The sequence below is a fragment of the Geodermatophilus sp. URMC 60 genome (genome assembly GCF_053502585.1).
Window position 1 is genome coordinate 1,515,244 of the sequence record NZ_CP199958.1, and the last position, 24,230, is coordinate 1,539,473.

23 protein-coding genes, 1 tRNA gene and 2 pseudogenes are annotated in these 24,230 nt (G+C 75.3%); 15 read left to right on the forward strand and 11 right to left on the reverse strand.

What is annotated here, in order from left to right:
* Window positions 1–168: 168 nt before the first annotated feature.
* From ACWIX3_RS07310 to ACWIX3_RS07320, 3 genes are all read left to right on the forward strand, one after another.
* Window positions 169–492 carry a hypothetical protein gene (locus tag ACWIX3_RS07310; RefSeq protein ID WP_448611414.1) on the forward strand — a complete coding sequence of 108 codons (324 nt, stop codon included), beginning with the start codon at window positions 169–171 and terminating at the stop codon, window positions 490–492.
* A complete protein-coding gene (locus tag ACWIX3_RS07315; protein WP_448611415.1) occupies window positions 489–770 on the forward strand; it encodes a hypothetical protein in 282 nt (93 codons plus the stop codon). Before ACWIX3_RS07310 ends, ACWIX3_RS07315 begins: the two co-directional genes overlap by 4 nt.
* A 314-nt stretch (window positions 771–1,084) precedes the next feature.
* A complete protein-coding gene (locus ACWIX3_RS07320; RefSeq protein ID WP_448611416.1) occupies window positions 1,085–3,613 on the forward strand; it encodes an ATP-dependent Clp protease ATP-binding subunit in 2,529 nt (842 codons plus the stop codon).
* Between the two features lie 234 nt (window positions 3,614–3,847).
* Here ACWIX3_RS07320 and ACWIX3_RS07325 read toward each other — a convergent pair whose 3' ends face one another.
* Window positions 3,848–4,747 carry an A/G-specific adenine glycosylase gene (locus ACWIX3_RS07325; RefSeq protein ID WP_448611417.1) on the reverse strand — a complete coding sequence of 300 codons (900 nt, stop codon included), beginning with the start codon at window positions 4,745–4,747 and terminating at the stop codon, window positions 3,848–3,850.
* Window positions 4,748–4,825: 78 nt separating this feature from the next.
* Here ACWIX3_RS07325 and ACWIX3_RS07330 point away from each other — a divergent pair, with 78 nt between their 5' ends.
* Window positions 4,826–5,515: a MucR family transcriptional regulator gene (locus ACWIX3_RS07330; protein WP_448611418.1), complete on the forward strand. Its 690-nt coding sequence runs from the start codon at window positions 4,826–4,828 to the stop codon at window positions 5,513–5,515.
* A 58-nt stretch (window positions 5,516–5,573) separates the two neighbouring features.
* On the opposite strand, the gene disA is transcribed toward ACWIX3_RS07330, so the two are convergent.
* The 3 genes from disA to ACWIX3_RS07345 all read right to left on the reverse strand — a co-directional run bounded on the left by disA (window position 5,574) and on the right by ACWIX3_RS07345 (window position 8,957).
* Complete coding sequence (gene disA / locus ACWIX3_RS07335; RefSeq protein WP_448611419.1) at window positions 5,574–6,659, reverse strand: DNA integrity scanning diadenylate cyclase DisA; 1,086 nt, start codon at window positions 6,657–6,659, stop codon at window positions 5,574–5,576.
* A gap of 113 nt (window positions 6,660–6,772) precedes the next feature.
* Window positions 6,773–8,137 carry a DNA repair protein RadA gene (gene radA / locus ACWIX3_RS07340; protein ID WP_448611420.1) on the reverse strand — a complete coding sequence of 455 codons (1,365 nt, stop codon included), beginning with the start codon at window positions 8,135–8,137 and terminating at the stop codon, window positions 6,773–6,775.
* Window positions 8,138–8,204: 67 nt separating this feature from the next.
* Window positions 8,205–8,957, reverse strand: coding sequence for a hypothetical protein (locus tag ACWIX3_RS07345; RefSeq protein WP_448611421.1), 753 nt, complete (start codon window positions 8,955–8,957; stop codon window positions 8,205–8,207).
* Window positions 8,958–9,057: 100 nt separating this feature from the next.
* Here ACWIX3_RS07345 and ACWIX3_RS07350 point away from each other — a divergent pair, with 100 nt between their 5' ends.
* Window positions 9,058–10,644: a cryptochrome/photolyase family protein gene (locus ACWIX3_RS07350; RefSeq protein ID WP_448611422.1), complete on the forward strand. Its 1,587-nt coding sequence runs from the start codon at window positions 9,058–9,060 to the stop codon at window positions 10,642–10,644.
* Between the two features lie 94 nt (window positions 10,645–10,738).
* Window positions 10,739–10,936, forward strand: coding sequence for a hypothetical protein (locus ACWIX3_RS07355; RefSeq protein WP_448611423.1), 198 nt, complete (start codon window positions 10,739–10,741; stop codon window positions 10,934–10,936).
* Between the two features lie 273 nt (window positions 10,937–11,209).
* Here the strand turns inward: ACWIX3_RS07355 and ACWIX3_RS07360 are convergent, their stop codons facing one another.
* Entirely contained in the window at window positions 11,210–12,058 is an 849-nt protein-coding gene (locus tag ACWIX3_RS07360) for a UbiA family prenyltransferase (RefSeq protein WP_448611424.1), read from the reverse strand.
* A 131-nt stretch (window positions 12,059–12,189) separates the two neighbouring features.
* Here ACWIX3_RS07360 and ACWIX3_RS07365 point away from each other — a divergent pair, with 131 nt between their 5' ends.
* From ACWIX3_RS07365 to ACWIX3_RS07390, 6 genes are all read left to right on the forward strand, one after another.
* A complete protein-coding gene (locus tag ACWIX3_RS07365; RefSeq protein WP_012946870.1) occupies window positions 12,190–12,672 on the forward strand; it encodes a CarD family transcriptional regulator in 483 nt (160 codons plus the stop codon).
* 42 nt (window positions 12,673–12,714) lie between these two features.
* On the forward strand, window positions 12,715–13,377 hold the full coding sequence (gene ispD, locus ACWIX3_RS07370) for a 2-C-methyl-D-erythritol 4-phosphate cytidylyltransferase (protein WP_448611425.1): 663 nt from the start codon (window positions 12,715–12,717) through the stop codon (window positions 13,375–13,377).
* On the forward strand, window positions 13,374–13,871 hold the full coding sequence (gene ispF / locus ACWIX3_RS07375; RefSeq protein ID WP_448611426.1) for a 2-C-methyl-D-erythritol 2,4-cyclodiphosphate synthase: 498 nt from the start codon (window positions 13,374–13,376) through the stop codon (window positions 13,869–13,871). The genes ispD and ispF overlap by 4 nt, the downstream gene beginning before the upstream one ends.
* A gap of 57 nt (window positions 13,872–13,928) precedes the next feature.
* Complete coding sequence (cysS, locus tag ACWIX3_RS07380; RefSeq protein WP_448611427.1) at window positions 13,929–15,332, forward strand: cysteine--tRNA ligase; 1,404 nt, start codon at window positions 13,929–13,931, stop codon at window positions 15,330–15,332.
* A complete protein-coding gene (gene rlmB / locus ACWIX3_RS07385; protein ID WP_448611428.1) occupies window positions 15,332–16,339 on the forward strand; it encodes a 23S rRNA (guanosine(2251)-2'-O)-methyltransferase RlmB in 1,008 nt (335 codons plus the stop codon). The genes cysS and rlmB overlap by 1 nt, the downstream gene beginning before the upstream one ends.
* Window positions 16,340–16,463: 124 nt before the next feature.
* Entirely contained in the window at window positions 16,464–16,823 is a 360-nt protein-coding gene (locus ACWIX3_RS07390; RefSeq protein ID WP_448611429.1) for a hypothetical protein, read from the forward strand.
* Between the two features lie 51 nt (window positions 16,824–16,874).
* Here ACWIX3_RS07390 and ACWIX3_RS07395 read toward each other — a convergent pair whose 3' ends face one another.
* The 4 genes from ACWIX3_RS07395 to ACWIX3_RS07410 all read right to left on the reverse strand — a co-directional run bounded on the left by ACWIX3_RS07395 (window position 16,875) and on the right by ACWIX3_RS07410 (window position 21,377).
* Entirely contained in the window at window positions 16,875–18,155 is a 1,281-nt protein-coding gene (locus ACWIX3_RS07395; protein WP_448611430.1) for a DUF445 domain-containing protein, read from the reverse strand.
* A gap of 78 nt (window positions 18,156–18,233) precedes the next feature.
* Window positions 18,234–19,538 carry a trypsin-like peptidase domain-containing protein gene (locus tag ACWIX3_RS07400; RefSeq protein WP_448611431.1) on the reverse strand — a complete coding sequence of 435 codons (1,305 nt, stop codon included), beginning with the start codon at window positions 19,536–19,538 and terminating at the stop codon, window positions 18,234–18,236.
* A 106-nt stretch (window positions 19,539–19,644) separates the two neighbouring features.
* Window positions 19,645–20,421, reverse strand: a complete 777-nt coding sequence (locus ACWIX3_RS07405; protein WP_448611432.1) for an ABC transporter permease — start codon at window positions 20,419–20,421, stop codon at window positions 19,645–19,647.
* Window positions 20,422–20,471: 50 nt separating this feature from the next.
* On the reverse strand, window positions 20,472–21,377 hold the full coding sequence (locus ACWIX3_RS07410; RefSeq protein ID WP_448612446.1) for a universal stress protein: 906 nt from the start codon (window positions 21,375–21,377) through the stop codon (window positions 20,472–20,474).
* 190 nt (window positions 21,378–21,567) lie between these two features.
* Between ACWIX3_RS07410 and ACWIX3_RS07415 the strand changes: the two genes are divergently transcribed.
* On the forward strand, window positions 21,568–22,191 hold the full coding sequence (locus ACWIX3_RS07415) for a hypothetical protein (protein ID WP_448611433.1): 624 nt from the start codon (window positions 21,568–21,570) through the stop codon (window positions 22,189–22,191).
* A 46-nt stretch (window positions 22,192–22,237) separates the two neighbouring features.
* Window positions 22,238–22,468: pseudogene (locus tag ACWIX3_RS07420) on the forward strand (hypothetical protein); the annotation flags it as partial.
* Here the strand turns inward: ACWIX3_RS07420 and ACWIX3_RS07425 are convergent.
* Window positions 22,443–22,595: pseudogene (locus tag ACWIX3_RS07425) on the reverse strand (AzlD domain-containing protein); the annotation flags it as partial. The pseudogenes ACWIX3_RS07420 and ACWIX3_RS07425 overlap by 26 nt on opposite strands.
* A 29-nt stretch (window positions 22,596–22,624) precedes the next feature.
* On the opposite strand from ACWIX3_RS07425, the gene ACWIX3_RS07430 reads away from it, so the two are divergent.
* Window positions 22,625–22,697: transfer RNA gene (locus tag ACWIX3_RS07430), tRNA-Thr, on the forward strand.
* 66 nt (window positions 22,698–22,763) lie between these two features.
* Here ACWIX3_RS07430 and ACWIX3_RS07435 read toward each other — a convergent pair.
* Window positions 22,764–24,104: a sensor histidine kinase gene (locus tag ACWIX3_RS07435; RefSeq protein WP_448611434.1), complete on the reverse strand. Its 1,341-nt coding sequence runs from the start codon at window positions 24,102–24,104 to the stop codon at window positions 22,764–22,766.
* Window positions 24,105–24,230: the final 126 nt, after the last annotated feature.

The following is a 24,230-nucleotide window of genomic DNA, read 5'->3' on the forward strand; positions in this document are numbered from 1 at the left end:
CCTGGACGGGGCCACGGTGCAGCTGACGAACGGCCCGGCACCCTCGGCGAGGGTGCCGGGCCGTTCGTCGTCCGTACCGCGGTCGGACGCTCACTGTTGGTCACCGGCGGCCCGCGGTAGGGACGTTGGACCCTGGGGCATTCCGGACTGTGTCGTAACGGTTGTGGCATGAGCCAGGACGCGGCCGAGACCACCGTTCCGCGCGGCCCGGGGGAGCTGGTCGACCGGGGGCCGGTGGATCTCTCGCCCCAGGCCCCGAGCTTCACCGCCAGCCTCGACCAGCACCAGGGCGTCGTCCGCGCACGCGGACACCTCGACGCCTTCGCCGCGGACCTGCTCTGCGGCAGCATCGTCGCCCTCCAGCGCCGGGGGCACCGGCAGGTCACCGTCCGCCTCGAGCCCCTGGCCACCGCCGACGACGCCGCCCGCGAGCTGCTCGCCCGGCTCGCCGACAGGCTGGCCGCCGAGGACGTCCGGCTGGTGGTCGAGTGAGCACCGTCGAGGGCCCCTGGTCGGCCGCCGGACGCCGTCCCGCCGCCGTCCCGGGCCAGGACCGCTGGACCGTCGGCGTGGACGTGGCGGCCCCGCGCTCGCCCTGGGGCGAGACGGCCCCCAGCCGGCTGCACGCGGTCGGGGACGCCGGACTGGTCGCCGGGCGGGCCCTCTGCCTGGCCCCGGTCACCCTCCTCGACCCGGCCCTGTGGGTCTGGCCGGACGACGGCGACGAGGAGTGGCCGCTCTGCTGGGTCTGCCTCGCCCTGACCTGCTGAGAGAGGACCTCCGCGCGGCCGTCGGCGCCGCGCCGTCCGCTCCGGGCGGGGACGGCCCGGACCACCGTCCCGGGTGAGACGAGGCGGTCGGCGACGCGCCGTCCGCTCTGGGCGTAACCGGTTCGGAACACGGCTCCGCCACCATCGGTTGGACCGGGCAGCTCCTCTCCTCCGCACGGGTCGTTGCGCCGACGGAGGGTCGGAGTCCGCGACTACAGTGGAAAGACCGGTGCCCCGCGCGCCGACGGACGTCGGGTGCTCCTCCCCACCGGGGAGGGCAGCGCCGGACCAGCCGGTCAGAGGAGAAGCAGCAGATGTTCGAACGGTTCACCGACCGAGCCCGCCGCGTGGTCGTCCTGGCCCAGGAAGAGGCCCGGATGCTCAACCACAACTACATCGGTACCGAGCACATCCTCCTGGGGCTGATCCACGAGGGTGAGGGTGTCGCCGCCAAGGCTCTCGAGTCCCTGGGCATCTCGCTGGAGGGTGTCCGCCAGCAGGTGGAGGAGATCATCGGCCAGGGCCAGCAGGCCCCGTCCGGGCACATCCCCTTCACCCCGCGGGCCAAGAAGGTGCTCGAGCTGTCCCTGCGCGAGGCGCTGCAGCTCGGCCACAACTACATCGGCACCGAGCACATCCTGCTCGGCCTGATCCGCGAGGGCGAGGGCGTCGCCGCCCAGGTGCTCGTGAAGCTGGGCGCCGACCTCAACCGTGTCCGCCAGCAGGTCATCCAGCTGCTCTCGGGCTACCAGGGCAAGGAGCCGGCCGCGGCCGGTGGCCCGGCCGAGGGCACGCCGTCGACCTCGCTGGTGCTCGACCAGTTCGGCCGCAACCTGACCCAGGCCGCGCGCGACTCCAAGCTCGACCCGGTCATCGGGCGGGCCAAGGAGATCGAGCGGGTCATGCAGGTCCTCTCGCGGCGGACCAAGAACAACCCCGTCCTCATCGGCGAGCCCGGCGTCGGCAAGACCGCCGTCGTCGAGGGCCTGGCCCAGGCGATCGTCAAGGGCGAGGTCCCGGAGACGCTGAAGGACAAGCAGCTCTACACGCTGGACCTCGGTGCGCTCGTCGCCGGTTCGCGTTACCGCGGTGACTTCGAGGAGCGGCTCAAGAAGGTCCTCAAGGAGATCCGCACCCGCGGCGACATCATCCTGTTCATCGACGAGATCCACACCCTCGTCGGGGCCGGTGCCGCGGAGGGCGCGATCGACGCCGCCAGCATCCTCAAGCCGATGCTGGCCCGTGGTGAGCTGCAGACCATCGGCGCCACCACGCTCGACGAGTACCGCAAGCACCTGGAGAAGGACGCCGCCCTCGAGCGCCGCTTCCAGCCGATCCAGGTGGGCGAGCCGACGCTCACCCACACGATCGAGATCCTCAAGGGGCTGCGCGACCGGTACGAGGCGCACCACCGGATCAGCATCACCGACGGCGCCCTCGTCGCCGCCGCGACGCTGGCCGACCGGTACATCTCCGACCGCTTCCTGCCGGACAAGGCGATCGACCTGATCGACGAGGCCGGCGCCCGGATGCGGATCAAGCGGATGACCGCTCCGCCGGACCTGCGCGAGTTCGACGACCGCATCGCGGCCATCCGCCGCGAGAAGGAGTCCGCGATCGACGCGCAGGACTTCGAGAAGGCCGCGTCGCTGCGCGACAAGGAGAAGACCCTCCTGGGCGAGAAGGCCGAGCGCGAGAAGCAGTGGAAGGCCGGCGACATGGACGTCGTCGCCGAGGTCGACGACGAGCAGATCGCCGAGGTGCTGGCCAACTGGACCGGCATCCCCGTCTTCAAGCTCACGGAGGAGGAGACCACCCGCCTCCTGCGCATGGAGGAGGAGCTCCACAAGCGGATCATCGGCCAGGAAGAGGCCATCAAGAGCGTCAGCCAGGCGATCCGGCGGACCCGGGCCGGCCTCAAGGACCCGCGTCGTCCCGGTGGCTCGTTCATCTTCGCCGGCCCCTCGGGTGTCGGTAAGACCGAGCTGGCCAAGGCGCTGGCCCAGTTCCTGTTCGGTGAGGACGACGCCCTCATCCAGATCGACATGGGTGAGTTCCACGACCGCTTCACCGTCTCGCGACTCGTCGGTGCCCCTCCCGGCTACGTCGGCTACGACGAGGGCGGCCAGCTGACCGAGAAGGTGCGGCGCAAGCCGTTCTCGGTGGTCCTCTTCGACGAGATCGAGAAGGCGCACGCGGACGTGTTCAACACGCTCCTGCAGGTGCTGGAGGACGGCCGGCTCACCGACGGTCAGGGTCGGATCGTGGACTTCAAGAACACGATCCTGATCCTCACGACCAACCTCGGTACGCGGGACATCTCCAAGGCCGTGGGTCTGGGCTTCCAGGTCGGCAACGACACCCAGTCGAACTACGAGCGGATGAAGCTCAAGGTCAACGAGGAGCTCAAGCAGCACTTCCGGCCGGAGTTCCTCAACCGCATCGACGACATCGTCGTGTTCCACCAGCTGACCGAGGACGAGATCATCGAGATCGTCGACCTCATGGTCGCCCGCGTGGAGAGCCAGCTGGCGAACAAGGACATGTCCCTGGAGATCACGCAGGACGCCAAGAAGCTGCTGGCGCACCGCGGGTTCGACCCGGTGCTGGGTGCCCGGCCGCTGCGCCGGACCATCCAGCGCGAGATCGAGGACGCGCTGTCGGAGAAGATCCTCTACGGCGAGCTGGCCGCCGGTCAGATCATCGTGGTGGACGTCGAGGGCGAGGGCGCGGACCAGCGGTTCGTGTTCCGCGGCGAGGCCAAGCCGATCGACCTCCCCGACACCCCGCCGGTCGCCCTCTCGGGTGGCGACGAGGAGGGCCCGGCCGCCCAGGCCGAGTGATCCTCGGGTAGTCCGTACGAAGGGGCCGTCCCCGCTCATCGCGAGCGGGGACGGCCCCTTCGTCGTCCTGTGTCGTCTGTCGTCGGCCCTGTCGCCCTGCCGCTCCTCCTCTCCTCGCCGCCACCGGGTCGTTGATCATGGGGTTGTTGCAGGCGGCACGCCGCGACGCGCCGCAGCAGCGTGCGGCAGTCCCATGATCAACTCGAGCAGAGGTGGCCGGGCGGGGAGGGGCGATCAGGCGGGGAGGCGGAAGCGGCCGTCGGCGGTCTGCTCGACCAACCCGTCGGCGAGCAGCGAGTCCAGGCAGCGGGAGCGCTGGGCGGCGTCGTTCCACGCGGCGTCCAGCAGGGGTGCCGCCACAGGCCCCTCAGCGGCCCGCAGGACGTCGAGCAGCCGCCCGCGCACCTGCCGGTCCGTGCCGGCGAACTTCTGCGCTCTGCGGGGGGGACCGTCGGACGCCGGGCAGCCCGCCAGGCGCCAGGCGCAGTCGCCGCGCACCGGGCAGACCGCACACCGCGGCGTCCGGGCCGTGCACACCAGCGCGCCCAGCTCCATGACCGCGACCGAGAAGCGCACCGCCCGCTCGGGGTCGGCGGGGGCGAGCGCCGCGACGTCTTCCAGGTCGGCGGCGCGCGCCGGCGCGGCCTCCGCCCGGCCGTGCACCAGCCGGGCGACCACCCGCCGCACGTTGGTGTCGACCACCGGCTGCGGCTGCCCGTGCCCGAAGCAGGCGACGGCGCGGGCGGTGTACGTGCCGATCCCCGGCAGTGCCTCCAGTGCCGCCACGTCGGCGGGGACGACGCCGCCGTGTCGCTCGGTGAGGGCGACGGCCGTCTCCCGCAGCCGCAGCGCCCGCCGCGGGTAGCCGAGCTTGCCCCAGGCGCGGATCACCTCGGCCGGCGACGCCGCGGCCAGCGCCGCCGGGGTGGGCCAGCGAGCCATCCACTCCCGCCACACCGGCTCGACGCGGGCGACCGGCGTCTGCTGCAGCATCACCTCGCTGACCAGGACGGCCCACGGGTCGGTGTCCGGCCGGCGCCACGGCAGGTCGCGCGCGGCCCCGGCGAACCAGTCGACGAGGACGTCGCCGACCGGGTCGGACGACGGGGCGAGGGCGCGGGCCGGGCTGTCCACGGGGTCCCAGTGTGCCGCCCCCTGGGGGCGGCGTGCCGCCGCAGGTCGGTGGGCCCGCCGCGCACTACCGTTCTCGGCGTGCTGCACCCGGTCGGCCCCCTGCCCGCGGCCGTCTACTGGCGGCGGCGGCTGCTCGTCCTGACCCTGCTGCTGGCGGTGATCGGCGGCGGTGGCTGGTTGCTCGTCGCCGCGCTGACCGGCGGCGGGAGCGACGGGACGTCGACCGCGGCGGCCGCGACGTCCCGGGCGGCCGAGCCGGCCGCCGAGCCCCCCGCGCTCGAACGGGTGGTGCCCTCGCTGGCCAGCGTGCAGACGCCGACGCCGGCACCCGAACCGTCCGCCGAGCCCGCCGAGCCCGCCGAGCCGGTTCCCACCCCCGGCGGCCCCTGCAGCGACGACATGATCCGACTGCAGGTGCGCGGCCCCGGCAGCGCGCCGGTCGGCGGCAAGCCCACCTTCGAGCTCGTGGTCACCAACGTGTCGTCGGTGCCGTGCGTCCGGGTGCTCGACGCCGGCCTCCAGGAGGTGCTGCTGCTCGACGGGGCCGGCAACCGGGTGTGGGGGAGCAACGACTGCTTCCCGGAGACCAGCAGCGACACCCGCAGCCTGGCTCCGGGGGAGTCGGTGGCCTTCCCGCTCGTCTGGGGCGGCCTGACCAGCGAGCCGTCCTGCACGGCCGAGCGCACGACGCCGGCGCCGGGCCGGTACGCGCTGCGCGGCCGGCTGGACACCAAGGTCAGCGCGGAGGTGCCCTTCACCGTCGGCTGAGGAAGGACCCCCTTCTCCCCACGCCTCGCCGGCTCGGGGCGGGACCCGGGAGGGGCCGCTAGCTGTAGCGGTCGAGGATCGAGGTCTCGGCGAGCCGGGAGAGCCCTTCGCGAATGCCCCGGGCGCGGGCCTCGCCGACGCCCTCGACGGCCAGCAGGTCCTCGATGGTGGCCGCGAGCAGCTTCTGCAGCCCGCCGAAGTGGTCCACCAGGCGGTCGATGATCCCGGCCGGCAGTCGCGGGACCCGGGCCAGCAGGCGGTAACCCCGGGGGCTCACGGGGGAGTCCAGCGCATCGGCGGAGGTCGGCAGCCCGTAGCAGCGGGCCACCGCGGAGAGGTCGAGCAGCTCGGTGGCCGAGAGCGCGCGCAGGTCGGCCAGCACCTCGTCGATGCCCTTCGGGCGGCGCAGCCCGGAGGGCAGGTAGTCGCGCACCAGCAGCGCGCGGTCCTCCTCGACGCCGGCGAGCATCTCGTCGAGCTGCAGCGCGAGCAGCCGCCCGTCGGTGCCCAGCTCGACGACGAAGCCCTCGATCTCGTCGGCGATCCGGCGGACCATCTCCAGCCGCTGGCTGACGCTCATCGCGTCGCGGACGGTGACGAGGTCCTCGATCTCCAGCGCCGAGAGGGTGCTGGCCACCTCGTCGAGACGCAGCTTGTAGCGCTCGAGGGCTGCCAGCGCCTGGTTGGCCCGGGCCAGGATCGTCGTCGGGTGCTCCAGCGTGTACCGCCGTCCGGCGACGTAGACGCTGATGATGTGCATCGACTGGCTCACCGAGATCACCGGGAAGCCGGTCTGGATGGCGACCCGCTCGGCGGTGCGGTGCCGGGTGCCCGACTCCTCGGTGGGGACGGTCGGGTCGGGCATCAGGTGGACGCCGGCCCGGACGATCCGGCTGCCGTCGTAGGAGACGATCACCGCGCCGTCCATCTTGGCCAGCTCGCGCAGCCGGGTGGCCGAGAGGGCGACGTCGAGGGCGAAACCGCCGGTGCAGATGGACTCGACGACGCGGTCGTAGCCGAGCACGATGAGCGCGCCGGTCCGGCCGGCCAGGATGCGCTCGAGGCCGTCACGCAGCGCCGTGCCCGGTGCGATGCGGCCGAGCAGTTCGCGGAGCGCGACCTCGGAGTCCACAGCGGGGGGCACGAGCGCTCCTGACGTTCGACGTGGTGGCGGCTGAGTCTACGTGGACACCACGGTACTGGCGGACGCCGGTGAGCCACCGCGGTGACGCGGGAGCCCCGTGGGCCCCGCCCGCCTCAGAACAGGCGGGCGAAGGCGGACCCGAGGTCGGGGACCTCGACCAGCCGCATGCCCTTGGGCGCACTGCCGGCGTCCTCGGGGACGAGCGCGACCTTGTACCCCTGGCGGGCCGCCTCGGCCAGCCGTCGGCCGGTGCCGCCGACCCGCCTGATCTCCCCGGACAACCCCACCTCGCCCACCGCGACCAGACCGCGGGGCAGCGGGACGTCCTTGGCCGCCGACGCGATCGCCAGCGCCAGCGCGAGGTCGGCCGCGGGCTCGGCGATGCGCACCCCGCCGACGGAGGCGGCGAAGACGTCGGCGTCGGCGAGCTTGACCCCGCCCCGCCGCTCGACGACCGCGTTGACCATGGCGACCCGCTGGGAGTCCAGCCCGCTGACCGCCCGCCGGGGGGAACCGCCGCCGCTGCTGGAGGCGACCAGCGCCTGGACCTCGGCCAGCAGCGGTCGGCTGCCCTCCATGGTCACCGTGACGCAACTGCCCGGCACCGGGGCGGCGCGGCGGGAGACGAACAGGTGGGAGGGGTCGGGGACGCCGACCACGCCGTCGTCGCCGATCTCGAAGCAGCCGATCTCGTCGGCGGGGCCGAAGCGGTTCTTCATCGCCCGGATCAGGCGCAGCGTCGAGTGCCGCTCGCCGTCGAAGGAGACGACGACGTCGACGAGGTGCTCGAGGGTGCGGGGCCCGGCGATCGCGCCGTCCTTGGTGACGTGGCCGACCAGGATGGTCGTCATCCCGCGGCTCTTCGAGACGGCGGTGAGCGCACTGGCGACGGCGCGGACCTGCGTGGAGCCCCCGTCGGTGCCCTCGACGGCGGGGGAGCGCACGGTCTGCACGCTGTCGAGGACCAGCAGCGAGGGGGCGACCTCCTCGACGTGCGCGAGGACGGCCGACAGTTCGGACTCGGCGGCCAGGTAGAGCCGGTCGTGCAGCGCGCCGATGCGCTCGGCCCGCAGCCGCACCTGGGCCGCGGACTCCTCGCCCGACACGACGAGGGCCGGGCCGTTCGTGGCGGCCACCCGGTGGGCGACCTCGAGCAGCAGCGTCGACTTGCCCACGCCCGGCTCGCCGGCCACCAGCAGCACCGCCCCGGGTACCAGCCCGCCGCCGAGGACGCGGTCGAACTCCTCGATGCCGGTGGGGACCGCGCGGGCGGCGGCGAGCTCGACCTGGGCGATGGGCACCGCCGGTGCGGTCACCGGGCCGGCCGCCACGGCACGCAGCGGGGAGGCGGGGGTGCCGACCTCCTGGATGGTCCCCCAGGACTGGCACTCGGGGCACCGGCCGACCCACTTGGCGGAGGTGTAACCGCACTCGGTGCAGCGGTGGGCGGGGCGGGACTTCACTCCGGCAGGTGGCACACCCTGACGCTAACCGCCGGGTACGACAGGACCGGGTGAGGACGCGGCCCCCTGCAGGGGCCCTTGCTCACTCGGTCTCGGTGTCCTGCTCCTGGTCGCGGCTCTCGGAGCCGCCCTCCTCGTGGTGGAAGTCGAAGGGCTCGCCGCGGGGCAGCACGCGCCCCGGCGTGGCGACCAGCGCGTCGACGGTGACCTCACCGGCGCGCTGGAACGTCAGGGTGAGCTCGATGCTCTGGCCCGCGGTGAGCTCCTCGGAGAGGTCGGCGAGCTCGACCGTCGCGCCGCCGGCGCCGCCGAGGAACACCGTGGAGCCGGCGGGGACGGGGATCTGGACCTGCGAGCTCGCGGTCGGCGTGGACGGCGCGGCGGGCACGCTCGGCGTCGGCACCGTGCCGGGGGTGGGGGTCGACCCGGGGGCCGGCGGCTGCGGCTCGGTGCCCGGGGTGGTCGGCGTCGCCGGGGTGGTGGTCGCCGGGGCCGCCGACGGGGAGCTCGGGACGGCGGGGGAGGCGGTGGCCTGCCCGGACACGAGCACGCCGTCGAAGGCCTCGCCCTCGATGCCGACGAGCGTGTCGGCCTCGGTGCCGCCGTTGACGATCGCCAACTGCAGCTCGGCGGAGTCACCCCTCTCGTACAGCCCGTTCTGCGGGTAGGCGAGGGTGATCTGGCGGAGCGTGATGTCGCCGACCGCCGCCTCGGGGCCGACCTTGTCCCGGTTCTGGGTGGCCGTCTGGGCGACCTGGCCGGCGCTGCACGCGGTGAGCGCGACCGGGCTGAGGAGCAGGACACCCACCGTGGCGGCGCGCAGTGCGCGGTTCACAGCCGTCGACCTCCAGGGACGTGCCGGCCACCGCAGGTCGATGGCCCGAGTCGCGCCGAGCCTAACGCCCACCCCACGATGGTCGCCGGGAGGTGAGGCCGTGCCGCAGGACCCGGCGGTGGGCCACGTGGTGCCCGGCATGCCGCGACGGGCCGCGGGCGACCCGGCGCTGGCCGCGTTCCCCGCCCGCGCACCGGACACCCGGCGCTGGTGCTTCGCCGACCAGCTCGGTCCGCACTTCCTCGACCGCCCGGACCAGCCGGTCCTGCTGATCGAGTCGAAGGCGGTCTTCGCGCGCCGCCGGTTCCACCGCCAGAAGGCCCACCTGGTGCTGTCGGCGCTGCGTCACCGCGCTGCGGAGCTGGGGAAGCAGGCGGAGCTCCACCGGGTGCACACCTACGCCGAGGCGCTGGACCGGGTGCGCGAGCCGCTGAGCGTGTGCGCGCCGACCACCTGGAGCAGCCGCGACTACGTCCTGCGCCGTCCGGACCTCGCCGTCCTGGCCGCCCGGGGGTTCGTCGCCACCCAGGAGGAGTTCGCCGGCTGGGCGGAGGGTCGGGGTCGCCGGCGGCTGCTCATGGAGGACTTCTACCGGGACAACCGGCGGCGCCACGACGTCCTCATGGACGGCGCCGAACCGGTGGGCGGGCGCTGGAACCTCGACCACGACAACCGGGAGCCCCCGCCGTCCGGCGGGCGGCTCGCCGTCCCCGAGCCGTGGTGGCCGGAGGAGGACGAGATCGACGAGCAGGTGCGGGCCGACCTCGACCGCTGGGAGGCCGACGGGGACGTCGCCTTCGTGGGGGACGACGGCCCGAGGCTGTTCCCGGTGACCCGGCAGGAGGCGCTGCACCGGCTGCGGGATTTCCTCGACACCCGGCTCGGCGCGTTCGGCCCGCACGAGGACGCGATGCTCGCCGGCGACCGCTGGATGGCGCACTCGCTGCTGTCCCCGGCGCTCAACCTGGGCCTGCTCGACCCGGTCGAGGTGGTCCAGGGCGCCGAGCAGCGCTACCGCGACTCGCTGGCCGAGGGAGACCCGCTGCCGCTCAACAGCGTCGAGGGTTTCGTCCGCCAGGTGATGGGCTGGCGCGATTACATCTGGCACACCTACTGGCACTTCGGACGGGACTTCCGGCACGCCAACGCCCTGGCCGCGCGCGAGCCGGTGCCGGACTGGCTGGCCGACCTCGACGACGGTGCTGTCGACGCCGCCTGCCTGTCCGACGTCCTCCGCGACCTGCGCCGCGACGGCTGGGTGCACCACATCCCGCGGCTGATGGTGCTCGGCAACTACGCGCTGCAGCGCGGTATCGACCCGCTGGCGATGACCGACTGGTTCCACCGCAGCTTCCTCGACGGCTACGACTGGGTGATGGTCGCCAACGTCGTCGGCATGAGCCAGCACGCCGACGGCGGACTGCTGGCCACCAAGCCGTACGCCGCCGGCGGCGCCTACATCGACCGGATGAGCGACTACTGCGGCGGCTGCCGCTACGACCCGCGCAAGCGGCTGGGCGAGGACGCCTGCCCGTACACCGCGGGCTACTGGGCCTTCCTCGAGCGCAACCGGGAGCGGCTGGCGCCCAACCAGCGGATGCGCCGCGCGCTGCAGGGTCTGGACCGGCTGAAGGGCCTGGAGGAGGTCGTCGACCAGGAGCGGCTGCGCGGCACCGAGGCCATCTGAGGAAGGACCTCCCCGCCCCCAGCGCTCGCAGGCTCACGCTGGGGGCGGGGAGGCCGGAGTGCACTCGCCGACCTCGGCTGCCGATCAGGAGGGCATGCCGATCGGGTCGTCCTTCGACGACGTCCTCGCAGCGGCCCAGACGGGCGCCGCGTGGGCCTTCGACGTGCTCTACCGGGACCTCCCCCCGGCGGTCACGGGGCACCTGCGGCTGCACGGTGCCCTGGACCCGGACGACCTGGCGAGCGAGACCTTCCTCGCCGTCTTCCGCGGCCTCGCCGGCTTCTCGGGGTGACGAGGACGGCCTGCGCTCGTGGGGGTGCACCACCGCCCACCGCCGGCTGGTCGACGACCGGCGCCGGCGCAGCCGCCGTCCGCAGCTGGCCGACGAGGCCGGCGACCTGCTGCCCGAGACGCCCGCCGGCGACGTGGAGGACGACGTCCTGACCCGGCTGGCACCGCCTGTGCGGGGGCCTGCCCGGCGACCAGCGCTCGGTCCTGTGCTGCGGGTACCCCCCTGCAGGACCCGCCGCGAGCGTGCGGGTGGTGGGGTGCAGGGGGCCCTTCCTCAGGTGACCGCGGCCCCGCCGGCGAGCAGCAGCACCACGTCGAGGACGGTCAGCAGCATGACCGCGGGGAACGCCAACCGGCGGAACCGTGGGGTGCCGGCCAGCGCCGCGACGACCACGGCGGGCACCGCCAGCGCCAGCCCGGCCCACCCGGCCCGGGTCGGCGGCCCGTCCGGCCCGAGCACCAGCACCAGCGAGGCCGCGCCCAGGACGACGGCCCCCGTGACGGCGGAGGCCCGGGCGCCCAGCCGGTGCGGCAGCCCGCGGACGCCGGTGGCGAGGTCGTCCTCCAGGTCCGGGGCGACGTTGGCCAGGTGCGCCGCGGTGCCCAGCGCGGCTCCGGCAGCGACCAGCCACCACGGCGCCTGCGGAGCCCCCGGCGCCGCCGCGACCACCCCGGCCGGGAGCGCGCCGAAGCCGGTGACGTAGGGCAGCACCGAGACGGCGGTGCGCTTGAGCCCGGCGTTGTAGGCCCAGCCGCTGGCGACCAGCACCAGCAGCAGCAGCCCCGGGACGGGGCCGAGCAGCAGCGACAGGACGACGGCCGCGGCGGCCGAGCCGATGGCGAGCGTGCGCAGCAGCGCGGGCGCGACGACGCCCTGCACGACCGGCTTGTCTGCCCGCGCGACAGCCCGGTCACGGTCGGCGTCGAGCCAGTCGTTGCTCCACCCGATGGAGGCCTGACCTGCGAGGACGGCGGCCGTCAGGAGCGCCGCACGGCCCGCCGGCACCCCCGCGGCCAGGGCCAGGAGACCGGCCACGACGGTGACCGCGACCGCCGGCCCCGGGTGCGTGGCGAGGGCCAGCGCGCGGGGGGTGACCCCTGGTTGCGCCCCTCTGGCACGCACACCCACCATGCTCCTGTCAACCCCTCCCCGGCACTCGGTCTCGCCGCTGACCTGCGGATTTACGAAATCAGGCGCTGCCCTTCGTCAGTTTGCCGTGGTAATCTGTGGACAGCGAAAGGGGTCACACACACATGGGCTTCACTGTCGGCGAGACCGTTGTCTACCCGCACCACGGGGCAGCGCTGATCGAGGCGATCGAGACGCGGGTCATCAAGGGCGAAGAGAGGGCCTACCTCGTGCTGAAGGTCGCCCAGGGCGACCTGACCGTTCGGGTACCGGCCGACAACGCAGAGATCGTCGGCGTCCGTGACGTCGTCGGTCAGGACGGACTGAACCGGGTCTTCGAGGTGCTGCGCGCCCCGCACACCGAGGAGCCGACCAACTGGTCGCGTCGCTACAAGGCCAACCTCGAGAAGCTCGCCTCCGGTGACGTCAACAAGGTCGCCGAGGTCGTGCGCGACCTGTGGCGCCGCGACAAGGACCGTGGCCTCTCCGCCGGCGAGAAGCGCATGCTCTCCAAGGCGCGCCAGATCCTGGTGAGCGAGCTCGCGCTCGCCGAGGGCACCAACGAGGACAAGGCCGAGGTGCTCCTCGACGAGGTCCTCGCCAGCTGAGCTCGTACGCCCGAGCTCTCCCCGCACCTCCAGACCACTCCCGTGCACGCTGTCGGCATCGTCGCAGCGGCCGGGAGTGGTCTGCGTCTGGGGGCCGACCGCCCCAAGGCGCTGGTCCCGCTCGGCGGCCGGGCCCTGGTCTGCTGGGCGGTCGACGCGCTCGTCGACGCCGGGGTGCGCGACGTCGTGGTGGCGGTGCCGGCCGACGAGCACGCCGCGTTCGCGACCGCGCTGCCCATGGACGTCCGGCTGGTCGCCGGCGGCGCCACCCGCACCGCGTCGGTGCGCGCCGCGCTGGCCGCGGTCGGCCCGGGTGCGGACGCCGTCCTGGTGCACGACGCCGCCCGCCCGCTGACCCCGCCGGACCTGGTGACCCGGGTCCTCGACGCGCTGGCCGCCGGGGCGCGGGCCGTGGTCCCGGTGCTGCCGGTCGTGGACACCACCATCGTGGTGGACGACGACGGCGTGGTCGTCGACACCGTCGACCGCGGGGTGCTGCGCCGGGTCCAGACCCCCCAGGGCTTCGCCCGGGACGCCCTCGTCGACGCCTACGCCTGGCTGGCACCCGAGGCCGAGCTCACCGACGACGCCGCGGTGGTGCGGGCCGCCGGCGTCGCGGTGCGGACGGTCGCCGGCGACGAGCGGGCGGCGAAGGTGACCGTCGCGCACGACCTGGCGCTGGCCGAGCTCCAGGTGGCGCGGTGACACTGCCGCGGGTCGGCATCGGGGTCGACGTCCACCCGGTCGAGGCCGGCCGCGACTGCTGGCTCGCCGGGCTGGAGTGGCCGGACGCCGACGGCTGCGCGGGGCACTCCGACGGCGACGTCGTGGCGCACGCGCTCACCGACGCGGTCCTCTCCGCCGCGGGGCTGGGCGACATCGGCCGCCTGCTCGGCACCGACGACCCGCGCTGGGCCGGCGCGCGTGGCGCGGCCGTGCTCGCCCACGTGCGGGAGGTCCTCGAGGCAGCGGGGTGGCGGGTCGGCAACGCGGCCGTGCAACTGGTCGGCAACACCCCGAAGGTCGGCCCGCGCCGCGCGGAGGCCGAGCGGGTGCTCGGCGAGGCGCTGGGCGCCCCGGTGAGCGTCACGGCCACCACGACCGACGGCCTGGGGCTCACCGGGCGGGGTGAGGGCCGGGCGGCCATGGCGACGGCCCTGGTGGTCCGGACGACGTCCGTGGACTCCCCACCCGGCTGATGCTGCGCTCCGTACGCTTCGCGCCGAGCTGCTGCTGCGCTCCGTAGACTCCGCGCAGTGAGCCTCCGCCTGTACGACACGGCCGCACGCGCGGTCCGCGACTTCACGCCCCTGCGTGCCGGGCAGGCCTCCGTCTACGTCTGCGGGCTCACCGTGCAGGGGCCGCCGCACGTCGGGCACGTCCGCGCCGCGCTCTCCTTCGACGTGCTGCGCCGCTGGCTGACCGCGTCCGGCCTCGAGGTCACCTACGTCCGGAACGTCACCGACATCGACGACAAGATCCTCGCCAAGGCCGGCGAGCGCGGCGTCCCGTGGTGGGCGTGGGCCTACACCAACGAGCTGGCCTGCACCCGCGCCTACGACGCCCTCGGCGTGCTGCCGCCGACCTACGAGCCGCGCGCGACCGGGCACGTACCCGACATGGTGACGCTCATGGAGCGGCTCGTCGAGCGCGGGCACGCCTACGCGGTCGACGGCGACGTCTACTTCGACGTCCGCTCCTTCCCGGAGTACGGCGCGCTGACGCGCCAGAAGGTGGAGGACCTCGAGCCGGCCGCGGACACCGACAGCGACGAGCGCAAGCGCGACCCCCGCGACTTCGCGCTGTGGAAGGCGCACAAGCCCGGCGAGCCGGAGACCGCGTCGTGGGCCACCCCGTGGGGCCGGGGCCGGCCGGGCTGGCACCTGGAGTGCTCGGCGATGGCCGAGCGGTACCTCGGGCCGGAGTTCGACATCCACGGCGGCGGGCTGGACCTGCGCTTCCCGCACCACGAGAACGAGCAGGCGCAGTCGCGCGCAGCCGGCGACGGGTTCGCGCAGTACTGGCTGCACAACGGCTGGGTCACCCTCGGCGGCGAGAAGATGAGCAAGTCGCTGGGCAACACCGCGCTGGTCGACGAGGTGGTGCGGCGGGTGCGGCCGGTCGAACTGCGCTACTACCTGGTCGCGCCGCACTACCGGTCGACGATCGAGTTCACCGACGCCGCGCTCGCCGAGGCCGGTGCCGCCTACCGGCGGCTGGAGTCCTTCGTGCGGCGGGCGGCCGAGCGCGTCGGACCGGACGCGGGCAAGCCCGACCTGGCGCCGGAGTTCGCCGCCGCCCTGGACGACGACCTGGGCACCCCGGCCGCCGTCGCGGCCGTGCACGAGGTGGTGCGGCAGGGCAACACCGCGCTGGCCGAGGGCGACGACGAGGCGGTCGCCGGCGCGCTGGGCTCGGTGCGGGCGATGCTCGGCGTCCTCGGCCTGGACCCGCTCGACCCGCACTGGGCGGCAGGCGGTGGGGACGACCAGCTCGCTCGGGTCACCGACGGCCTCGTCGCGCTGGCCCTCGGGCAGCGCCAGGCCGCCCGCGCACGCAAGGACTACGCAACAGCGGACGCGATCCGCGACCAGCTCGCCGCACTCGGTGTCCAGGTCGAGGACACCCCGCAGGGACCGCGATGGGAGCTGAGCCGCTGATGGCCGGTAACAGCCAGCGCCGGGGACGGACGACCGGCGCACACAAGAAGGGCGCCGCCGGGGGCACCGGCGGCAAGGGCCGCCGGGCGCTGGCCGGCCGTGGCGCGACCCCACCGGCGGAGATGCGCCCCGGGCACCCCGCCCAGCGCCGCGCCGCGGCCGACGCCCGCCGGCGGGCCGAGCGCGACCGCAGCCGTCAGCGCGCCGAGGAGGCGCCCGAGCTGCTGCTCGGCCGCAACCCGGTGGTGGAGGCGCTGCGTGCGCAGATCCCGGCGACCGCGCTGTACGTGGTCACCGGCGAGGGTCGGGTGGGTGGCTCACAGCCGACCGACGAGCGGATCACCGAGGCGCTGCACCTGGCCAACGACCGGGGGCTGCCGCTGCTCGAGGTGGGCAAGGCGGAGTTCGACCGGATGTCCGGGGGCGCGCTGCACCAGGGCATCGGTCTGCAGGTGCCGCCGTACCAGTACGCCCACCCCGACGACCTGCTCGACCTCGCCCGCGACTCGGGCCGCCCGCCGCTGGTGGTCGCGATGGACGGCGTCACCGACCCGCGCAACCTCGGCGCCGTCGTCCGCTCGGCCGCGGCGTTCGACGCGCACGGCGTCGTCGTGCCGCAGCGGCGCTCGGTCGGCATGACCGCGTCGGCCTGGCGGACCAGCGCCGGCGCCGCGGCGCGACTCCCGGTGGCCCGGGCGGTCAACCTGGCCCGCGCGCTGGGCTCATACCAGGACGCCGGGCTGATGACCGTCGGCCTGGCCGGGGACGGCGACGTCGACGTGCACGACTTCGACGGCTTCGCCGACCCCTTGGCACTGGTGGTCGGTGCCGAGGGGGCCGGGCTGTCCCGGCTGGTGCGGGAGCGCTGCGACGTCGTCCTGCGCATCCCGATCGCGCGGGACACCGAGTCGCTCAACGTCAGCGTCGCCGCCGGCATCGCCCTGTACGCCGCCGCCAGCGCGCGGCGGTCCTCGGGACCGCACCGCGGCCAGGAGTCCTCCCCCTGAGGCGCTGAGCACGACCGCCGCCTCCTCGCGGACCCTCCGCGCCCACTCCTCGACGGCCCTCGCAGGGCGGCGTCCCGTTCGGTGACCGATGGCCGCCGTCCGATCGGGCTGGTTGGTTGGGGGCATGCCCTCGCTGACGTCCGTCCTCGGAGCCGCCACGGCCACCTTCTCGGCCGCGCTGGTCGTCGCGCCCCGGGTCCTCATCGGGCCCAGCGGGATGCCCGACACCGTGCAGACGCGGGCGCTGGTCCGCGCCCTCGGCGCCCGCGACACCGTGATCGGCGTGGCGATGGTCGCCGCACCGGCGGGCGGGATCCGGGACCTGGCCGCCGCGGCTCGGGTGCTCAGCGACTGCGCAGACGCAGCCGTCCTGCCCGCGGCGGTGCCGGACCGCGGCAGGGCGGCCGTGGTGCGCGCCTCCGCCGCCGTCTGGGGTGGGCTCGCTCTGGCAGCTGCCGTGCTCGACAGGCGCGCCGACCGCTGAACGGCCCCGTCCGGGACCTCCTCGAGTGGGCCAGGAGGACGGGGTCCTCCCTCAGCCGAGGAGCTGGGCGACCGTGTAGATGACCAGACCGGCCAGCCCGCCGACCACGGTGCCGTTGATCCGGATGAACTGCAGGTCCCGGCCGACCTGGAGCTCGATCCGGCGGCTGGTCTCCTCGGTGTCCCAGCGGGCGACGGTGCTGCCCACCAGGTCCGCCAGGTCCCCGGAGAAGCGCTCCACCAGGGAGCCGGCGATGCCGTGCGCGTGCCGCTGCACCAGCTCGCGCACCCGCGGGTCGGTCTGCAACAGTCCGGCGGCCTCGCGGATGAGGCCGGCCACCCGGGCCCGCAACGCGGAGTCGGGGTCGGCGGCCGCGGCCAGGGCGGCGTCCTTGAGGTTGGTCCAGAGCGACCCCGACCAGGTCCGGACGGCGGGGTGCTCGAGCAGCTCCTTCTTCAGGTCCTCCACCCGGGCGGCCGTCGCGGGATCGGTGCGCAGCGCGTGCACGTACCGGCGCAGCCGGGCGTCGTAGACCCGCCGCAGCTCGTGGCGCGGGTCCTCGCCGACCTCCTCGAGGAACTCCTGGACGCCGGTGAACGCGCGGTCGAAGACCCGGTCGTCCACCCAGTCGGGCACCCAGGCGGGAGAGGCGTCGCCCAGCCGGGCGCGGAAGACCACCCGGTTGTCCTCCAGGAACCGGGCCAGGCCGCGCAGCCCCGCGGAGAGGACCTCCTGGTGCCGGTCGCCGTCCACCACCAGCTCGAGGGCCCGGGCCACCGCCGGTGCCGCCGGAGTGGCGTGCAGCTTGCGGTCGACCAGGCTCGCGACGGCCGGCCGCAGCTCGTCGTCGTTCAACAGGCCGGCGACCGAGTGCAGCACCGCGCCGGCGTCCCCGGCGAGGCGCTCGGCGCGCCCTGGCGCGGCGAGGAAGGCGCCCAGCCGGCCGGGCACGTCGATGGTGGTGAGCTTGTCCTCGACCACGGAGCGGGTCAGGAAGTTCTGCTGGACGAAGCTGCCCAGGCTCGCGCCGATCTGGTCCTTCTTGCGCGGGATGATCGCCGTGTGCGGGATCGGCAGCCGCAGCGGGTGCCGGAACAGCGCGGTGACGGCGAACCAGTCGGCCAGCGCGCCGACCATCGAGGCCTCGGCGGTGGCCCGCACGTACCCGACCCAGGCGCCGGTCTCCTCACCGAGCAGCACGCAGGTCAGGAAGACGGCGGCGGCCAGCAGGAACAGGCCGGTCGCCAGCCGCTTCATGCGGGCCAGGTCGCGGGCCCGCTCGGGGTCGTCGAGGGAGGCGGCCAGCGGAGCGCTCGTTGGACTCGACGACACCTCTCCCAGCTTAAGAGGGCGGCCTCGTCCGGAGGCTCACCCCGAGCCTGCGAGGGGTGAGGGGGACGAGGTCCTTCATCAGCCCTCGCTGGCGCCCAGGGTGACCTCGACCTGCTGCGTGTCCTGCCCGCGGCGCACGGTGAGGGTCACCTGGTCGCCCGGGGCGGCGCTGCGGACGGCGGCGGTCAGCTCGGTCGAGGTGGTCACGACCCGGTCGCCGACCGCGGTGATCACGTCGCCGGCCTGCAGCCCCGCGTCGGAGGCCGGGGTGCCCGGCTGCACCTGCACCAGCTGCGCGCCGGTGCCGACCTCGGACTGCTGCGGGTCGGCGGCGGTCTGGGCGCTCACCCCCAGGTAGGTGATCTCGGCCGACCCGTCGGCGATCAGCTCCTGGGCGATCCGCCCGGCGGTGTTGCCCGGGATGGCGAAGCCGACGCCGATGCTGCCGCTCTCGGTCGACTGGCCGGGCGCCCCGGAGGCGACCGTGGCGATCGCGGTGTTGATGCCGACCACCTCGCCGGCGCCGTTGACCAGCGCGCCGCCGGAGTTGCCCGGGTTGATCGCCGCGTCGGTCTGCAGCGCGTCGATCACGGTGGCGTCGCCCTCGGCGGAGCCGGTGGCCACGGCCCGGCCCCTGGCGCTGATGATGCCGTCGGTCACCGTGTCCGACAGGCCCAGTGGGGCGCCGATGGCCACGGCCAGGTCGCCGACCTGCACGTCGTCGGAGTCGGCGAAGGTCGCCGGGGTCAGGCCGGAGGCGCCGTCCAGCTTCAGCACCGCCAGGTCGTAGACCGGCTGGGTGCCGACGACGGTCGCGTCGTACAGGGTGCCGTCCGAGGTGCGCACCGAGACGACGCGCGAGCCGGCGCCGTCCAGACCCACCACGTGGTTGTTGGTGAGCACGTAGCCGTCGTCGCTGAGGACGACGCCCGAGCCGCTGCCCGAGCCGGACGCGCCGGTGACGTAGACGGTGACCACGCTGGGCGCCGCCTTGGCCGCGGCGGCGGTCACCGTGGTCGCCGTCTCGGGGTTGGTGATGGTGACGTTCTGCGCTGCGACCGCACCGCCACCGCTGCTGTCGCCGTCGGGGCCGTCGGCGAGCAGGGCCACGCCGGCACCGGCGCCACCGCCGATCAGTGCTCCGGCGAGCAGTCCGGCGACGCCGATCCGCCACCGGCCGGCCCGGCGGGGCGGCTCGGGTGCCGGCGCGACCGGGCCCGGCTGCTCGACCAGCGGCTGCTGGCCGGGGAGGGTGCCGTGTCCGGGTCCGGGCGACCCCGCCGCCTGCTGACCCGGCGCCGCATGCCCCTGGGCGGGCTGCTGCGGCCAGGTCGGCGGTGCCCAGGTGCCCGGCGCCGAGTGGGGGGTGCCGTAGGGGTCCACGTGTCCTCGTCCTCCTCGTGGGCGGCTGTCCACCGCCCTGCGACGACCACTGTCGTCCGTGCCGCTGGTCCGGTGCTGGTGGTCTGCTGTGAGGTCCCTGGACGTGTCAGCGGGGGACGTCGGGGAGCAGCCGGCCGCGGGCCACCAGCTCCACCACTGTCCACACGGCCGCGACCTGCGCCGCCAGCAGGCCGATGAGCACCAGCAACTGGGCCGCACCGGCCTCCAGCGGGCTGCCGCCACCGAGGAGTACCCCGACGAAGGCGCCGGGCAGCGTGACGAGCCCGACGGTGCGGGTCTGGTCCAGCGGGGGCACCAGCGCGGTGGCCGCGGCCGGCCGCAGCACCTCGCGGACGGCGTCGGGCTGCACCAACCCGAGCGCGAGGGCGGCCTCGACCTCGCCGCGCCGGGCGGCCAGCTCCTCCCGCAGCCGCCGGCCGGCCAGGGACGTCGCGGTCATCGCCCCGCCCACCAGGATCCCGGCGATCGGGACGACCGCCTCGCCGCGCAGCGGCACGGTGCCGCTGGCGAGCACCAGGGCCGCCACCGGGGCCGCGCCGGCCAGCACGGGCACGGCGGCGGTCCCCACCCGGCGGCCCGTGCCCGTGCTGCGCAGCGTCAGCCCGGTGGCCCGCCCGGCCGCGGTGACCGCCGCGACACCGACCATCAGCAGCACGAACAGCGCCGAGAGGGCCAGCGAGCGCACGACGACCAGCAGCACGGCCGACACCGCGGCCAGCTGGACCGTCGCGCGCAGCGCGGCGACGACCACGGGCCGGTCCTGGCCGAGGCCGGAGAGCCGGCCGGCCACCGCGGCGAGCGCGGTGAGCGCGACCAGCACCACCGCGAGCCGCGGGCCGAGGTCGACGACGGAGGAACCCACGGGCGGTGATCATGCCCGGCCCCTGCACCGCAGCGGTGGCGGCTCCCGGCCTAGCCGACGGCGATGATCTCCTCACGCGGCTCGGCCCCGGTCACCCGGTGCACCGGTGGCACGAAGGCCATCGGCGAGGTGCAGTGCCGCAGCAGCCAGCGGTGCAGCCCGTCGAGCGGCCGGTGCAGCAGCCCGCCGTGGCCGGCGCTCATCGCCAGCAGCGGGGTCGGGCAGGCGGCGGCGAGCACCCGGCCGCCGGTCGGGCCGGGCACCGGGGCGTGGGTCGCGCGCAGGTCGGGCCAGCGCTCGGCCCACCGGGAGGAGTCCGCGGCCCACTCGCCCCCGTCGTCCGGCCGCGTGTGCAGCACGAGCAGCGGCCGGCGGGCCCGCAGCGCCTGCTCGGCGGCGAAGACGGCCACCGGGTCGTCGTCCTCCCGCTCGCCGAGGCCGAGCACCGCCACGTGCGGCCGCGACCCGGTGCCGCCCGACCGGGACCGCGGGACGACGACCACGGGGCGCGGCGACCGGGCGGCCACCTTCTGGGCGACCGAGGCGAGCACCATCTCGTCGGCCGCGCCCGTCGTGCTGATGCCGAGGACGACGAGCTGGGCGTCCTCGGCCGAGCGCAGCAGCGCGGCCACCGGCTCGCCGGGGACCACCTCGGTGGAGACCGGGACCGACGGCGCGGTGTGCCGGGCGACGGTGTAGGCCTGCGCGGTGGCGCCACGCGCGCGGGGCAGCTCGGCGGGGGAGCCGGCCACGCCCCGGCGTCCCAGCTGCGGGTTGGCGTGCACGATCCGCAGCGGTGCGTTGCGCCGGACGGCTTCCTCGGCGGCCCAGCGGACCGCACGGAGCCCGCACTCGCTGCCGTCGGCGCCCACCACCAGGGGCGGCGGCTGCGGGTCGTCGTCCGCCGGGCCGGGCGCGGGCAGCGTCCCGGCAGGGGTGGGGGTCGTCGTGGACACGGGCACCTCCGGATGACGGTCGTCCCCCCGTGGGTGTCGTCGAGGTTCCTCGTCCGGGGCACGGGTGGGAAGACGGTTCCGCCACGGAGGGTGCAAGTCGGGTGCAGGATGGGTAGGGGCCCGGCCCGGGCCGCCGCTCGTCGGTGGCCGCCCGGTCCCTCGTGTCCGGCCCCGCCCTGGAGGGTGCCCCGTGTCCACCCGCGGTCCGCTTCCCCGCCTCCTGTTCTGGACCGGTGCCGTCGTCGGCGCCGGGCTGGCCGTCGTGGGTGGACTTGCCCTGCGACCGCCGGGTCTCGTAGCGGTGGGTCTGGCCGCGCTGGTGTCGGCCTGCCTGGCCGCAGGGGTGGTCCGGGAGTCCCGGCCCGGACGGCAAGCCGTCGTCGACGCGGCCTGGAGGGCCGGGGTGGCGACCGTCGTGGTGCTGCTGGTCCTGTCCGGCACGGCCGTCCTCGGCGGAGCCGTGCTCACCCTCCTGGTCGCCGGGGTCGCCGCGGGCACGTGGACCGTCGTCTGGCTGGTCCGCAGCCCCCGGTCGGCGTCCGCGTCCGCCGTCGCCGCTCGGCCCGCCATCCCGCTGCCGCCGGTGTCCTCGCTGTCGACCGAGGCCCTGGGGCGGGAGTGGGTCCGGACGACGACGGCGCTGTCCGGCCCGCTCGACGCCCGCACCCGCGAGGCGATCGTCGTGCGGCGGCAGCAGACCCTCGACGAGCTCGAGCGGCGCGACCCCGACGGCTTCGCCCGGTGGCTCTCCGGCGTCCCGCTGCCCGGCAGCGACCCGAGCGGCGACCTCAGGCACGGCGACGCCGCCGCCTGATCGCAGCCCGCGTCCCCCCGACGACCCGAGGGGGACGCTCGGTCCGGAGGGGCTGGAGCGCCTGGTCCGGGGCGAGCCGCTGTGGCGCGTGCACGAGTGCGTGCCCGCCGTCCTCGCCCTGGGGTCCGAGCCGGTCGACCCGCGGCTGTGCCCCGGGAGTTGCCGCCCCGCCGGGCGACACCGGTCCGGTCAGCCGCCGGTGTCCGGCGTCCTGCTCGGGCGCCGGCCAGCACGGTGGCCAGCGCGACGTGGACGGCGGTCCCGGCGAGGATGCTGATCAGGGCATTGCGCCGCCACACGTGCAGGCCGACGGTGACCGTGGCGGCGACGAGGAACGGCAGCGCAGGGGAGGGGTGGCTCGCCGTCGGACGGCGCCCGCCGAGTCGTCCCTCCGATGTCCCTATCCTTGTACCGGGACCCGTCCCCGCGTCCCGCCGGCGTGGCGCAACTGGTAGCGCACCCGACTTGTAATCGGGCGGTTGGGGGTTCGAGTCCCCCCGTCGGCTCACACCTCGCGTCCGCTCCCGGCGTCCCCGGGCCGGCCCACGACCACCCGCGGTCGGGTGGAGACCTCAGCCGCCGGACTGCCGGGCCGGGACGGCCTCGTCCTCACGTGCCGCCGTCGGCAGGAGCAGGGTGAACACCGGCGGCGACACCCGCGTCAGGGTCAGCCTGCCCTGCTCGGCCTCCGCCAGCCGGCGGGCCAGGGCCAGGCCGATGCCGTGCCCATCCCGGCGGTCGGCCTGGCGGGAGAACAGCACGCCCTCCGGGTCCTGGACCCCGGGGCCCTCGTCGGAGACGTCGACCGCCACGGCGCCGGCGGCCTCCCGCACGGTGATGGTGACCGTTCCGCGGCCGTGCGTGGTGGCGTTGTCGACCAGCACCCCCAGCACCTGGCGCACCGCCGCGCTCGACGCCCGCGCGCCCGGGGCGTCGGGGTCGACGCGCACCTCCAGGTCGCGGCCGTGCAGCGCCAGGCGTGCGCCCCACTCCGGCGACAGCTCTCCGAGGAGGGCGTCCAGGTCCACCGGTCCCACCGGCCCGCCCGACGGACCCTGCCCGGCACGGGCCAGGGCCAGCAGCTCGTCGATGATCGCCTCGAGGCGGTCGGCGTCGACCAGGGTCGCGGCGATCGCGGGCCGGGGGTCCACGTCGGGGCGCTCGAGCGCGGCCTCCAGGCGCAGCCGCATGCCCGACAGCGGGGTCCGGAGCTGGTGGGAGGCGTCGGCGGAGAAGGCGCGCTCGCGGGCGAGCAGCTCGTCCAGACGGATCGCGGTCGCGTCGAGCGCGGCGCCCACCGCGTCGATCTCGTCGATCCCGCCCCGGTGGGTGCGGACGCTGAAGTCGCCGTCGCCCAGTCGCCGGGCGCTGGCCTCCAGGTCCTCCAGCGGCCGGGCCAGCCGGCGGGCCTGCCGCCGCCCGACCAGCCAGGCGATCGCCACCGCGGCGGCCGCCAACCCTGCCATCAGCGCCCACAGGAGGCCCACCTGCCACAGCACGGTGCTACGCGGGGTGGTGACGAGCACGGCGCCGACCACGTCGTCGGAGTGCGTGACGGGAAAGGCGGCGACCAACTGGTCCCCCTCCGTGCGCGACCTCACCTCCCCGTCGAGGGCGCGGGAGAGCAGCCGGGGGTGGTCGTCCGGGACGGTGCCGGCCACGCGGTCGCCGTCCTCGTCGTAGACGGCGACCGCGTAGTCGTCGTCGCTGACCTGGAGGTCCTCGGGATCCACGGGGTCGTCGTCGAAGACGTCCCCGGACACGTCGATGGCCACGTCGCCCGCGGCGCGCACGAGGTCCCCGCGCTCGTGCTGCACGGTGTAGTCGAGCACCGCCACGGCCAGCGGGACGGCGAACAGGCAGATGGCGAGCACGGAGGTCAGCACGGCGAGGGCGACGATCCGGGTGCGCACGGGCGGGTCCTCCCTCCGGCGGTCGGCGGGCACGGGCCTCGGGACCGTCAGCGTGCTCCGCGCGCCGGGCGCTGTCACCGCATCCCGCCGCGATCGGACGGCTCCCGGAGCGAGGGAGGCGGTGGG